Raw genomic sequence first — 13109 nt, 5'->3', positions numbered from 1 at the left:
CTCTAACCGGTTTTTTTGAACGGCCCCAATTCGGCCAGAAATTCGATATCGGCAGCGACCGCCTGCCGTTCGCGTTCGAGATAGTCGGCTATCGCAGACCGAAATCCCGGATCGACGATATAATGGGCTGACCAGGTCGGCACCGGCTGATAGCCCCGGGCCAGCTTGTGGCTGCCTTGCGCTCCAGCCTCGACGGTCTTCAATCCGCGCGCAATCGCCGCGTCGATCGCCTGATAATAGCAAATCTCGAAATGCAGAAACGGGATATTGCGCGTACAGCCCCAATAGCGACCGTAAAGCGTTTCTTCGCCGATAACATTGAGTGCGCCCGCGACGGGGACCCCCTCCTGCATCGCGAATATCAGCAGCAGCTTCTCGGCCATCTTCTGATGCAGGAGATCGAATGCGCTGCGGGTCAGATAGGGATGTCCCCATTTGCGCATCCCGGTATCCTGGTAGAATTCCCAGAAATAGTCCCAGTGATGCGGTTGGATTTCGTCGCCTGACAGATGGACTATGTCGACTTCTTCCTGGGCCTTGGCCCGTTCCCGGCGGATCGCCTTGCGTTTCCGGGAAGACAATGCGTCTAGAAAGTTATCGAAGCTCTGATAGCCGTCATTGCGCCAGTGGAACTGGCTGTCGGTCCGGATCATCCACCCGGCTTCGCGAAAATAGCCGAGCTGGCCCTCGCTGACAAAAGTCGCATGAACCGACGAGATTCCGTTATTCTCTGCCAGCTGCTCGACCGCCCGCAACAGCGGCACCGCGAGGGATTGGTCACGCAACAGCAGGCGGGGGCCTGGCACCGGAGAAAAGGGGGCCGCTATCTGGATCTTGGGATAATATTGGCCGCCGGCATTTTCATAGGCATGGGCCCATTGCTGGTCGAATATATATTCTCCCTGACTGTGAGACTTGAGATAGGCGGGCAGGCAGGCGGCGATTTCACCGGCACTATCCTCGATGATGACGGGCAGGGATTTCCAGCCGGTACCGGGTCCGACGCTGGCCGACTCTTCCATCGCGGACAGGAAAGCGTGGGATACAAACGGATTGGCGGAGCCGGCGCACGCATTCCACTGGTCAGCCGGCAGGCTGGCGATATTTTCGGCAACGCGTGCAACGATCCCGGTGGCGGCGGCTGGCGGCTCAGGCATACGGATCAGCTCTCCGGAATCTCGTAAACCGGTTCGTCTGCATAGAGGGCCGCGGTTTTTTCCTGCTCGGCGGACCGCACGGTCCAGGTGACGATGGGCAGGCCGCGCGCCCGCTGGGCTGCGGCAAAGCGGGACGGCAGGTCGCGGATATCATAAGCCAGGAAATCGGGCTTCGCTGCCCAGAGATTGCGATGACGCGCGATCCTTCCGCGCCAGTTCCCGCTGTCTTCTTCCGTCACGACCAGTCCCCGGACGATATGGTCGGCATTCTTTCGAAACCAGGCACAGACCAGCGGATTGAACGACATGATGGCTGCCTTGCCGCCATAACCTTCCAATGCCCTGCGGACAGAAAGACACAATGGGCCTACCCGCACGCTGCGCGACTTGATCTCTATCAGGACCGGGACCCGCCCGCCTATCTGGGCAAGGGTTTCGCGCAAGCGCGGAATCTTGCCATGGCCGTCATTGAGCTGGATCCGGTCAATATCGTCGGCCCGCAGGTTTCCAATCCGGCCGCTCCGGTCCGTCAGCCGGTCCAGTTCATAGTCATGGAAGACAAAGGCGCGCCCATCTTCGGCGGCCTGGACATCGCATTCAATTCCGTGACCCAGCTTGATCGCGGCCTCGAAGGCGGCGGGACTGTTTTCCAGTACGCCCCTTCCGTGCAGACCCCGATGCGCATAGGGCTGGCCTTTCAGAAATGCTACGCGACCGGCCGCCGGAGCGGGTGCCAGCGCATTGTCTAGCAGCTTCGCGATCACTCGGGCTTCAGGGCGATGATGGCGTCAACCTCGACCGCAACCCCAAGCGGCAGCGAGGCCACGCCGACCGCGCTTCGGGCATGCTGCCCGGCGGCGCCGAAAATCACTTCCATCATGTCGGAACAGCCGTTTGCGACCTTGGGATGGTCAGTATAGTCCGCGGTGCTGTTGACGAAGACCCCGAGCTTCACGATCCGGTCCACCCGGTCGAGCGATCCAGCAGCTTTCTTGATTTGCGCTGCGATCATCAGCGCGCAGGCCTTGGCGGCCTGTTGCCCGTCTTCCAGTGACATATCGTCACCCAGCCGCCCGGTGATCAGCTTGCCGTCGTGCATGGAGACCTGTCCGCTGATATGGAGCATGCCATTCATTTCGATGGCGGGAACATAAGAGGCAACCGGGGCCGCCGGTGTCGGCAATTCAATGCCCTTGGCGATCAGGGCCTGTTCAATATTGTCGGTCATAAGGCAAAACTCTCACGCATGGTTGGCAGGGTCAAGCTCTTGCGATGGCAAGTCCATCGCCGGAGCCGGTACGGCATTGTCAAACTTGTCCGATATCCAGGCCGTAGCCTCGCCCCACAGGTCAATCCGGGCGTGGGCGGCCGGGTTGGTGGTGACATGTCTGGCCATGATTGGTTCACCGACCATTTGCAGGCGCCATACGTCGGGTGCATGTTTGGCGACGCTGCCGTGCTGGTGACCCAGATCATCGACAAAAACAGTCACGCTGGGCTCATATTCCGCGAGAATGCCGGCCAGCAGTTCACCCTTGCCGCCCTGGTTGGTATAGACGGGAAAATCGATGCCGACGGCCTTGAGCTGCTCGGCGCGGGCTTCGCGGCGGTCATCGAGCAGATTGGTCAGGATCACGACATCGGCGATTTCACCGAGCTTGTTGATGGATTCAACCGCGCCCTCGATCGCGCCCTGCCGGTGCATTTCATTGTCGAAAAACTCTTTCAGCATCGGCCAGATCTGTTCCGGCAATACCTGGGTCCCGTCATGTTTATGGCGCAGGGCATTGGCGAAATTATTGCCGTTTTCCAGGTCGAAATGGATATGCTTGTCACTGTCCAGCCATTGCTGGAACGGGACCACCATGTGCAGCAGGACTTCATCGCAATCGCTGATCAGAAGCGGCTTGTTACTCATAAAAGTCTCCGGAAGAGTTTAAATGCTGCGCTGCTGCAGCGAGTTTTTCGGGGGCGACACCGATAGCGTCGGCGCAGGCGACCAGATCGGGTTCGTGATTGGCGAGAAAACCGAGCAGCGATGACAGCATCGCCGGGTCTTCGAGACCCGACCGCAGTTCGCGGGGATCGAGGCCGGTCAGGGCGAGCAGTCGCTCGGCGCGATCCTGATCCTGCAGCACCCATCCGAGCGCCTGCAAGGCGATGATTTCGCTGTCCGGCCCGAGATTGGGATTTGTTTCCATTGCCGCTTTCGCCTAATGGTTTGGCAGCAAGTTTGAAAGGGCAAATCCGGCTGTGGCAAAAAGAGTGTTGGTGGTTGAGGACAATGAATTGAACCTCAAGCTATTCTGTGATCTGCTGCGGGCCCACGGTTTTGTTGTCGAGCCGGTCAGCGACGGCCGGGAAGTGCTCGAAAAGGCGCGAAGCTTCGTGCCGAATCTGATCGTCATGGATATCCAGTTGCCACATGTCAGCGGTCTGGAACTGATCGAGCAGATCAAGAAAGACGGGCAGCTCAAGATCATACCGATCATGGCCGTCACCGCTTATGCCGGCAAGGGGGACGAGGACCGGATTTTGAGTGCCGGGGCAGAGGCTTATGTCTCAAAGCCGATATCGGTCGCGAAATTCATCGAATCGGTGCAGAAAGTTCTGCACCGCTAAAGACTGGCCAAAGCCTGCTTATTTGATTTTGGCTTCCTTGAACTCGACATGCTTGCGCACAACCGGATCATATTTGCGCTGCACCATTTTCTCGGTGAGATTCCGCGGGTTCTTGCGGGTCACATAGAAAAAGCCTGTGTCCGCCGTGCTGACGAGTTTGATCTTTACATTGGCTGGTTTCGCCATGGTGCATTCCTTAAGGCAGAAGCTGAAATAAAAACAGCGACGCTATCGGGCGCCGCATTCGTTCCCGCGCTAATGGTGAAAAGCCCGATGAATGTCAAGAAAAAGCCTTCACGCTTCCCGGCGTGGCAAAGGGCGTTCCATTTACGACTATTTAACCATGTTTTTGCATGGTCATCCGGAAACAGGGGCCGTTGCGATGAACCATGATCAAAATCCGTTTGTACAGGCAGAAATGCTGAACTTGCTCGACAATCTGCCAGCGGAACTGGCCGCTCGTCATCCACTGCAATTTCTCATGCATCTGGACCATGTCCGGCAAAAAGCGGCCGAGCACCGGCTTTCGGCGCTTCGCGACCTCAGCTCCGCGCTGGAAAGCGCATTGCAGCCGGCCATGCAAAATGGCGGTGCCATGACCATCGCGCGTTCATATCTCGAGGCCATGCGCGCCACGCTCGATATGGGCCAGATAAACCCGGCGATGACCGAAGCGCTGCTGGCCAATGTCGCGCTTCGTCTCGGCGGGCAGGCCTGACGCCGGGCCTTGTGGATGCTTTCCTAACTTCGCTTTTTGCTCTGGCCGTTGCCGAATTTGGCGACCGGCCGCAGATATTGTGCGCCGCTCTGGCGATACGATATGCCCGTGTCTCGCCGGTCATCTGCGGCCTCGGCCTGGCTACGCTCTGCAATTGCGTGATTTCCGCCATCGCCGGATCGGCGGTCCATGGCTGGATCAGTGAAGATGCTCTGCAGCTTTTCTATGCCCTGTCGCTGATATTTGCCGGTTTTGGCATGGTGGTCTGGCGCCGCCCGGTCGACTTGCTGCAAAAATGGCGGTTAGGGCCGTTCTGGACGTCGTTTCTCGGGCTCTTCATCTTGCAACTGGGTGACAAGGGACAATTTGTCCTGATGGCCACCGCTGCCCGGACGGACATGGCGGCCTTCGCCGCCGCCGGAGGATGGGCCGGGGTGATGATCGCCTGCGTGCCCGCGATATTGTTCCACCGGCAAATGGCCGCGCATGTTCCGATGGCACGCGTCCGCTATGCCGGTGGTGCCGGCTTTATCATCGTCGGTATGATAGTCGCGCTCGGCGCATGGGGTATATTCTGACCCGACTCGAACAGATCGATGTTATCAATCTTAGATAGCAATTCTTCTCGTTTTATCGATCAGTCGATATGGTTTAGTCTTCCTGCTGTAGAATGAAAATTCCGAAAAGGAGATCGAACATGACCACAGGTGACAATGCAAAGAAAGCCGTAGCTGAGGCGCTGAACGGGATTTTGGCGGACAGTTTCGCCCTCTATCTCAAGACCAAGAACTTTCACTGGCACGTTTCCGGCCCCCATTTCCGCGACTATCATCTGATGTTCGACGAGCAGGCGGCGCAGATTCTTGCCACCACGGACCTGATCGCCGAACGGGTCCGGAAAAATGGACATCGGACGCTTACCTCAATCGGCGATATCGCCAAGCGACAGAGCATTTCGGACAATGACAGTGCCAAGGTGAAGGCATCGGATATGCTCGCCGAGTTACATGCCGATAATCTGAAGCTGGTCGAAACGCTGCGGGAAGCAAAGGAACTTGCAGGAGAAGCCGGTGACAATGCGACCGATGGTCTGCTCGACGACTGGACCGACCAGGCAGAAGAACGGGCCTGGTTTTTGCTCGAGATCGCCCAGAAAGACTGACTCAAGTTTAGGCATCAACTGTCTGACCGCATAGAAAATGACAGTGTCAATATATCTCCGCCGCCCGTTTACTTGGCTAAACTGGCGGCGGAAGAGTCTGTGGCCGTAATATTGACGTTTCTGTTGCCAAATCATCACAGATGTAACCAAAATTCGTAATCTCGCTCTCAGGAAATCCCAGAAAACTGCTGTTCGTTAGCCCCGTTTTGGTAAAATGGTAAATTTGCCTTTGATTCAAGTCAGAAAACCAAGCACAGTAATGGCAGAGGTCTATTCTGACTTAATATTGTAAGGGGCATTCTTCGATGATCAAGAATTTCGGACATTCCAAAAGATCGGTACTTTTGCGTACAGCAGCAGCCGGCGCAATTGCTACTCTCGCGCTGGCATCGCCGGCAAAGGCCATTGTGCCTGGTCAAAACGAAACCAGCGAATCCATTGTCGATGAAGATGGTGGAGTGAATGGCGTCGGTCAGATGGTCATATCCAACGGTGGTGGATCTGTTGGCTTGTGTACCGGAACCCTGATCAATCCCAGAACCGTGATCTTTGCGGCTCACTGCGTGAATAGCCGGCCGGAAGATGCATATGGCTCCAATACCGGCGGCGTTCCTATTAGTTTCGGGTTTGCCGTTGATAATTTTCCTGCAATCCTGAACTGGTTTGGCAGTGGCTTCAGCACCAACACCGCTGATTTTCTCTACAATGTGAATCAGGTAAACTGGAATATCGCGTCCGCACCTACCGGTTTTCTGGAAGCCGATGTAGCGCTGGCGACGCTTGACACACCAGCGGCGGATATTCCGACCTGGGCTATTCTGTTTTCCGCATTGCCTGATCCAGGCGCAATCGATTCGGTAACCGGCACCGGATATCATGTTAATCAGACCGGCTATGGCGGAACCGGTAATGCAGTTGATGGCGCTGTCGATGGCATTGATTTTCGTCGGCGCCTGGTCGAAAACTATTTGGGTGCCCTAGCATCGCTGAACGATTTGGGAGAGCCACTGGTTGGTCCTGAGCCCTTCGGAGCCGATTTCCCACAAAATCTCTACTGGGCCGACTTTGACAGCATAGAAGATGCCAATGGAAATCGTTCGGTTTTCTCGGATTTCAACTGGTTACGCGATGAGGCATTGCCAAACGAGGGAACAACCGCCGGCGGCGATTCAGGCGGTCCGCTTGTTCTGGATGCAGCCAATAATGCAATAACCAGCGAAGATCTGGTACTGGGCGTATTGTCCGGCGGCGCGGGTTTTTTAGGAGGTTCCGACCAGCTCGGTTCGGCCAGCTTCTATCAGCCTCTGTTCCAATTCTGGGACTATATCGCGGCCAATAACGCCTATCACTACGTAACCGCAAATGCTGGTGATGGCGATTGGGAAGATGGAAGCCACTGGACCAGTCTGCTTGATCCCAACTACCGTATCATTGATGAGAGTGGTGCCATTGTAAATGGTATCCCGACGACAGAACCGGGCGGCGTAAATGCTGTGGAACCGGATTTTGGCGCAGTGTGTATTCAAGGACCGGTTGTCGGTGCGATTGGCGGGAATGTCTGTATTGATCTGAGCGACGGTGAAATCACTCCGACCGATCCCGCTGGTGATGATTTACCAGCCGCTGTGATGAACAACGGCGGTGCGGCCGCTGGCTCTGTTACCGTTTTGGGCGATAACAGTGCGACGGTGCAGTTGACGGATGGCACCTCTCCGCTGGCCAATAACAGTGCGACTGTCGAAATTGAAGTAGCTGCTGCGGACGATGCCGGTGCAACCGTTGTTTCCGGAGCGGCCAATGCGCAATTCAGCGAACCGGTTCTGGAAAGCCATGCGGAAGGCGATCCGCTGCCAGCGCCGACAATTGCTAACGGATTGCCTGGCGCAACCGATTTCGTGCCAAATAATGTCGATCCGGATGGCTTGGGAGCCGCTGGCGCTTATTATGATGTCACGCTGAGCAATGCGGGCATCACCACTCTGGGCAGCACGGTTGAGATTGACCGCCTGACTGTTTCTGGCGCTGCCGGGCTTGATATTACCGCAGACGGAAGCTTGACCAGCCTTATCGATGTTACTCAGGCCGGGGGCATGGTAAATATCGATGGTTCTCTGACATCTGTCGGCGACTATTTCCTGATGGCAGGTCTGCTGTCCGGTACCGGCTCGGTGAACACGCCATTCCTGACAAATGTGATGGGTGGAATTGCACCGGGCACGATGGGGACGATCGGAACATTGACGGTCAATGGCAACACCATCCTGTCTTCCGGCTCCACGCTGCTGGTTGATATTGGCGCATCGGGTGATTCCGATCTTCTCGCAGTCAATGGTGCTGCTGATTTAGGCGGTACTGTCGTGTTCTCGCCGGTCAGTGGTTTCCAGACTGCAACAGCCAGCAATTACCAGATTCTCACTGCGACCGATGGCGTTACGGATGAGTTCGATGGCGCGGCGCAAATTTCGGCGATTCTGCTTTCCGAATTCAGCTATAGCGCAAATGCTGTCGACGTAACCATCAGCGCGCAAAGCTATCAGAATGTGATCGCTGCAGATAATGCGGTTCAGGTCAGCTTTGCTGCTCTGATGGACAACAACCGTGGCAACACGGCTGTTGCAGATCTGTTCACCTTCCTCGACTTTACCGATGCCGGTACCATCCAGGCGACGTTTGACAGCTGGGCGCCGACAACGGAATCTACTGTTCAGGCCATGGGTCAGTCTTTCCTCGGCAATGTCTCTGATTTCTACCAGAACAGAATCAGTCTGGCCGAGCGGTCCTCCAATGGCGGTACCATCGCTGTAATCGGTCGTCCGATGCAGCTGGCGGCCACGTCACTGGGCGGGCTGGCAATGAACGGCGCAAGCGTCCTGAGTGACGCTGCCGCGAATGCGGACGATACCGAAGTGCGTTCCGGTGGTGTCAACGAAGACATGGCCGTCTATCTCGCCGGTGGTTTTGTGAACGGGGATGGCGGTTCCATGCCTCTCACCAATCCCGCTCCGGGATCCGACGGAGAAGACGAGTTTGACGGCTTCTTCATTGCCGGTGGTCTCGAATATTATCTCGACGAAGCCTCCTTCATCGGCGTCTCGGCATATTATTCGGATGTGGATGCGACGGCTGCCCTTGGCAATACGGCGCAATCGACAGCGATCATGGGTTCGATCTACGGTCGGAAGAAAATGTCAGGCGGTCTGGTTCTGGATGGCCGGGCGACGGTCGGTACCTATAATGCAGAGACGCTGCGTACCGTTTCGCTTGGTACCCAATCCTTCAGCCTCACCACCGATGACGACAGCATGGTCTATGCTGCTGAACTCGGCTTGTCGAAAGAGATGGAAATGCTCGACGTGATCGCCGCTCCCGGAATTCGGGCACGCGCGGCCAAGATCAACTTCAGCAATGTCGACGAACAGGGCGGTGGACCGGCTTTGACGATCATCCGTCCCGACTATGAGAGCATCCAGGGCCTCGCGGGTATCGAGTTCAAGTCCAAGCCGGGCCGGAAATTGCAGATGCGCGCGTCGATGAATTATGTCCATGAATTCCAGGACAACCCGAACAGCTTCGGTGCAAATTTTGTCGGTGGCAATGGTGCTGTGGCTCCATTCGCACTGGCTGAACGCGACAAGAACTGGGGCGAAGTTGGCGTCGGGCTGCGGTACAATATGGGCAATGTCTCGTTTGACCTCTCCGCCGATTCAACGGTCGGCCGGTCAGATGTGTCCAGCCAGCTGTATTCGGGCGCGATCAGCTTCCGCTTCTAACGGTTAGAAATCCGGAAAAGCCCGTCGGAGCAATCCGGCGGGCTTTTCTGTATCTGGGTGATCTGACGAGTATCTCGCGGTCTTCACAGGGCAAAAAAATGGCGGGTCAAAGCCCGCCATTTTCAGAATATATAGGATCGAACCCGTTATTTGGCGACCAGATTGACCGCCGCCGTCTTGCCGCGCTGATCCACTTCCAGTTCGAACTCCAGCTTGTCGCCTTCTTCCAGCCCGCGCATGCCGGCACGCTCTACGGCTGAAATATGGACAAACGCATCGGGTTGGCCATCATCACGCTGGATGAAACCGAACCCCTTGGTGCCGTTGAAAAATTTCACGGTACCCGTTGCCTTCTCTCCGGTCAGTTCCCGACGTGGAGGACCGCCACGGTCTTCCCGAGGGGAGCCTCCGCCCGCCGGAACCTCGATGAGATCGCCTTCGATCTGAATGTCGGAGGCGGAAACCTTTCCGCCACGATCGACCAGCGAAAAACGCAAGGTCTGCCCTTCCGCGAGTCCCTTGAGACCGGCGCGTTCAACCTGGCTGATATGAACAAAAACATCTTCGCCGCCACCGTCTTGCACGATGAAACCAAAACCTTTTTGCGCATTGAAAAATTTTACGGTGCCGGTGCTCTCGCCGACAACCTGGTCGGGCATGCCGCCGCCTCGTCTGCCGCCGGAATCACTGTCCGGCCGCGTATATCTCTCTACGGGTGGACCGCTGTCACCTTGATATCCATCGAAGTTTTCGTCACCGAAGCCGTCGCGCTTGTCCCGGCCTCTACCTCGCCGGTTTCTGTCAAAACCCATTCTTAAATCGTCACTTTCAATTCGCCCTACCCAGTAATTTCAATGTCACAGCGGACGATCTCCGGACCATTGTTTTGCGCGAATCCTATTACCGCACGTGCCAACCATATAGAAAAACGAAGGAATAAGCGAACGAATTCGGTGTTTTGACAGGTGGCCGGGCGAATCTGATATTCGAACGATCCGGCTTAGAAAAGCCAGGTTTTCGGATCGGCCAGGGGTTCGTGTTTCTGCGCTTTCAACAATGCGACGACCGAACGGACCAATATCCAGACCGCGAGCGCCAGAAGAATCGGGATGCCGATCAACAGAAACGACAGTAATATACCGATAATCCCGACCACCAGGCCGATGACAAATGTCATGACGTGAAATTGCAAATGGCTTTCTTCCCACGTGCCTGCCACCTCGTCTTTCCATATCAGGGCAAGAACGAAGCCCACCAGGCCGGTAATCCCCACGAAGAAGCCGGCAATATTAGAGTAGCGATATTATGGTGGCCTTGTTCAGATCAAAACCGGGAGCGACCGGTTCGGGTGCTTTCTCTGTCATATTGTCAAACCCCTGTCATAACCGCGCATTTGCCATGCAAATGGAAGCTCAAACTAAACTTGCTGTTTGAACCGGCCTGCGGCACATAGCATATTCAAAGATGAACTGCTGTCAATTTTCACAGCCGTAGCTCTGGCACGGGGCCATGTCCCGCTGCCGAATATGGTGTCATACCGAGTGGTAGGTTGGGGAAAATGCAGCGGGTTCAGCGATAAATTGGACAGGCAAATATCAATGGCAGTTTTTTTTCATGAAGAAGATATCCCGGCAGGCGTCCTCGGCGGCGGCGCGGTTGCTGTGGACACCGAAACCATGGGCCTCCAGACCCCGCGTGACCGGCTCTGCCTGCTCCAGATATCCGATGGCGGGGATGACGAGCATCTGGTCCGTTTTGGTCCTGACAGCGACTATTCCGCCCCCAATCTCCGGGCGATCTTGTCCGATCCCGGCCGGGTGAAGCTGTATCATTTTGCCCGTTTTGATCTCGCCGCCATCGAACATTATATGGGCGTGATGGCAGAACCGGTATTCTGCACAAAGATCGCTTCGCGGCTCATCCGGACCTATACCGATCGCCACGGGCTGAAAGAGCTGGTCCGCGAGCTTCTTGGCCAGGATATATCGAAACAGCAGCAATCAAGCGACTGGGGCAATCCTGTTCTTAGCGACGCGCAGCAGGAATATGCCGCATCGGACGTTCGCTTTCTGCACCGGCTGAAGGATGAACTGGAAATCCGGCTCGAGCGGGAAGGCAGAACGGCCCTCGCGCAGGCCTGCTTCGACTTTTTGCCGGACCGGGCACGACTCGACCTCGCCGGCTGGCCGGAAACCGACATTTTTGCGCATGCCTGAACGGATAGAAATCCTGCTCGGCCGTGGTGCCGATTGCCAGCGGATGAGGGGCTAGCCATGCCTGCGACCGTCAACCCTGTCCGGACAAAGCGCCAGGAGTTCGCCGCTCCCAACAGTTCGCATGACCGGAACATCAAATGGCTGCGCTTCATTCTTCCCGTGGGGGTTGGCCTGTTGGGCGCGATGCTGGCGCTGGCGCCCTTTACGACAAGCGGCGAACTGAGCTTCGTTCTGGACAAGAACAGCGTTGACGTCGCCAAGGAGCGGATGCGGGTTACCGAGGCGCTGTATCGCGGCGAAGATAGCGAAGGCCGTCCATTTTCCCTCAAGGCCGGTTCTGCGGTGCAGAAAAGCTCGAGCGAAGCAATTGTCGATCTGCAGGATCTGTCGGCCCGGATATTGCTGAAAGAGGGGCCGGCCCAAATCCGCGCCAGCGAGGGCAGCTATGACATGGATCAGGAGAATGTCCGGGTACCGGGGCCGGTGCAGGTTGAAGCGGCCAATGGCTATCGTCTCTCGACCAGCAATGTCACTATTGATTTGAAGCAGCGCAGCTTGCGCAGCGATGGCTCGGTGGAAGGGCGGACCAATATCGGAACCTTCGGTGCAGACCGGCTCGAAGCGGATCTGGCGGAGCGCACGGTCCGCCTTGATGGCAATGCGCGTTTGCGGATCGAACAAAATGGACTAAGAAGACGCTAGATGAAATTACACCCTTTTCTTTCCCTGACTGCGGGCAGTTTTGTTCTTGCTTCTGCATTTCTCCTGTTCACGGATTCGGCACCGGCCCAGGTATTCGGAAGCCATGACAGCAATGCACCGGTGAATTTCAACGCCGGACGGATCGAGGTTCAGGACCGGGCCGACCGCGTTGTCCTGTCGGGTTCCGTGCGAGTCGATCAGGCCGGGCTGACGCTCAATGCAGCGCGCATGACCGTGGCCTATCGCAGCACCGGCGGGATCGAGATCGACCGGATTGACGCATCGGGCGGTGTCACCATCCGCAAGGCCGGCGATACCGCTTCTGGAGATGTCGCCATTTATGACCTCAACCGGAGACTGATAACCCTGATCGGCAATGTCACGCTTACTCAGGGAACGAATCGACTCTCCGGTGGCCGGGTCATTATCGACCTCGAATCAGGCAGGTCGACGATCGACGGGCGTTCGACCGGCGGTTCTTCGGTCGGCTCGCAGGATTCCAGCGGGCGGGTTTCCGGCACCTTCACGGTTCCACAGCGGAAAGACTGAATTTTCGACCAGTGCTATCGGGAATCCAGTTCGATTACGGCAGCGGGAGGCGCATGCCGGCGTGGCAACCGATGCCACTGGATTTTCAACCGTTGATGGGGCATTTCAATCTTCCATGCACAAAGCTTGCCAATTCCGATAAGATTGAGGCATGCTGTCCGCCGACAGGCAGGGCAGCCGATGCGAATGAGGACCAGTGATGAATGATTTAGC

At 56.6% G+C, this 13109-nt stretch carries 16 protein-coding genes; 8 read left to right on the top strand and 8 right to left on the bottom strand.

Going from position 1 to position 13109, the window contains the following annotated elements; all coding sequences use genetic code 11:
- Positions 1–2: 2 nt before the first annotated feature.
- The 5 genes from CHN51_RS05010 to CHN51_RS04990 are packed head-to-tail and all read right to left on the bottom strand — an operon-like array spanning position 3 to position 3358.
- Positions 3–1157 carry a GNAT family N-acetyltransferase gene (locus CHN51_RS05010; RefSeq protein WP_100093036.1) on the bottom strand — a complete coding sequence of 385 codons (1155 nt, stop codon included), beginning with the start codon at positions 1155–1157 and terminating at the stop codon, positions 3–5.
- Between the two features lie 5 nt (positions 1158–1162).
- Positions 1163–1921: a glycerophosphodiester phosphodiesterase family protein gene (locus CHN51_RS05005; RefSeq protein WP_100093035.1), complete on the bottom strand. Its 759-nt coding sequence runs from the start codon at positions 1919–1921 to the stop codon at positions 1163–1165.
- Positions 1918–2385 (bottom strand): RidA family protein, encoded by a 468-nt coding sequence (locus CHN51_RS05000; RefSeq protein ID WP_100093034.1) that lies wholly within the window; start codon positions 2383–2385, stop codon positions 1918–1920. Before CHN51_RS05000 ends, CHN51_RS05005 begins: the two co-directional genes overlap by 4 nt.
- A 12-nt stretch (positions 2386–2397) precedes the next feature.
- Positions 2398–3075, bottom strand: coding sequence for a hypothetical protein (locus CHN51_RS04995; RefSeq protein ID WP_100093033.1), 678 nt, complete (start codon positions 3073–3075; stop codon positions 2398–2400).
- Positions 3068–3358 (bottom strand): DUF3572 domain-containing protein, encoded by a 291-nt coding sequence (locus CHN51_RS04990; protein ID WP_100093032.1) that lies wholly within the window; start codon positions 3356–3358, stop codon positions 3068–3070. Before CHN51_RS04990 ends, CHN51_RS04995 begins: the two co-directional genes overlap by 8 nt.
- A gap of 52 nt (positions 3359–3410) precedes the next feature.
- Here CHN51_RS04990 and CHN51_RS04985 point away from each other — a divergent pair, with 52 nt between their 5' ends.
- On the top strand, positions 3411–3779 hold the full coding sequence (locus CHN51_RS04985; protein WP_089133587.1) for a response regulator: 369 nt from the start codon (positions 3411–3413) through the stop codon (positions 3777–3779).
- Positions 3780–3797: 18 nt separating this feature from the next.
- Here the strand turns inward: CHN51_RS04985 and rpmG are convergent, their stop codons facing one another.
- Complete coding sequence (gene rpmG / locus CHN51_RS04980) at positions 3798–3965, bottom strand: 50S ribosomal protein L33 (RefSeq protein ID WP_066741431.1); 168 nt, start codon at positions 3963–3965, stop codon at positions 3798–3800.
- Positions 3966–4161: 196 nt separating this feature from the next.
- Here rpmG and CHN51_RS04975 point away from each other — a divergent pair, with 196 nt between their 5' ends.
- From CHN51_RS04975 to CHN51_RS04960, 4 genes are all read left to right on the top strand, one after another.
- On the top strand, positions 4162–4497 hold the full coding sequence (locus tag CHN51_RS04975; RefSeq protein WP_123906240.1) for a hypothetical protein: 336 nt from the start codon (positions 4162–4164) through the stop codon (positions 4495–4497).
- A gap of 11 nt (positions 4498–4508) precedes the next feature.
- Positions 4509–5075, top strand: a complete 567-nt coding sequence (locus CHN51_RS04970) for a TMEM165/GDT1 family protein (protein ID WP_100093030.1) — start codon at positions 4509–4511, stop codon at positions 5073–5075.
- A gap of 119 nt (positions 5076–5194) precedes the next feature.
- Positions 5195–5659, top strand: coding sequence for a DNA starvation/stationary phase protection protein (locus tag CHN51_RS04965; protein WP_240616866.1), 465 nt, complete (start codon positions 5195–5197; stop codon positions 5657–5659).
- 344 nt (positions 5660–6003) lie between these two features.
- Entirely contained in the window at positions 6004–9429 is a 3426-nt protein-coding gene (locus tag CHN51_RS04960) for an autotransporter domain-containing protein (RefSeq protein ID WP_123906239.1), read from the top strand.
- Between the two features lie 146 nt (positions 9430–9575).
- Here CHN51_RS04960 and CHN51_RS20295 read toward each other — a convergent pair whose 3' ends face one another.
- Both CHN51_RS20295 and CHN51_RS20095 read right to left on the bottom strand, forming a co-directional pair.
- On the bottom strand, positions 9576–10241 hold the full coding sequence (locus CHN51_RS20295; protein ID WP_100093027.1) for a cold-shock protein: 666 nt from the start codon (positions 10239–10241) through the stop codon (positions 9576–9578).
- A 188-nt stretch (positions 10242–10429) separates the two neighbouring features.
- Complete coding sequence (locus tag CHN51_RS20095; protein WP_346426341.1) at positions 10430–10684, bottom strand: DUF4870 domain-containing protein; 255 nt, start codon at positions 10682–10684, stop codon at positions 10430–10432.
- A gap of 343 nt (positions 10685–11027) precedes the next feature.
- On the opposite strand from CHN51_RS20095, the gene CHN51_RS04945 reads away from it, so the two are divergent.
- From CHN51_RS04945 to CHN51_RS04935, 3 genes are read left to right on the top strand one after another with little or no spacing between them, the layout of a single operon-like run.
- Positions 11028–11645, top strand: a complete 618-nt coding sequence (locus CHN51_RS04945) for a ribonuclease D (RefSeq protein ID WP_100093026.1) — start codon at positions 11028–11030, stop codon at positions 11643–11645.
- Positions 11646–11702: 57 nt separating this feature from the next.
- Positions 11703–12347, top strand: coding sequence for an LPS export ABC transporter periplasmic protein LptC (lptC, locus tag CHN51_RS04940; protein WP_100093025.1), 645 nt, complete (start codon positions 11703–11705; stop codon positions 12345–12347).
- On the top strand, positions 12348–12896 hold the full coding sequence (locus CHN51_RS04935; protein WP_100093024.1) for an LptA/OstA family protein: 549 nt from the start codon (positions 12348–12350) through the stop codon (positions 12894–12896).
- Positions 12897–13109 lie beyond the last annotated feature (213 nt).

This window comes from Sphingorhabdus sp. YGSMI21, assembly GCF_002776575.1.
Classification (GTDB): Bacteria; Pseudomonadota; Alphaproteobacteria; order Sphingomonadales; family Sphingomonadaceae; genus Parasphingorhabdus.
This window is presented reverse-complemented; position numbering and strand designations above follow the sequence as displayed.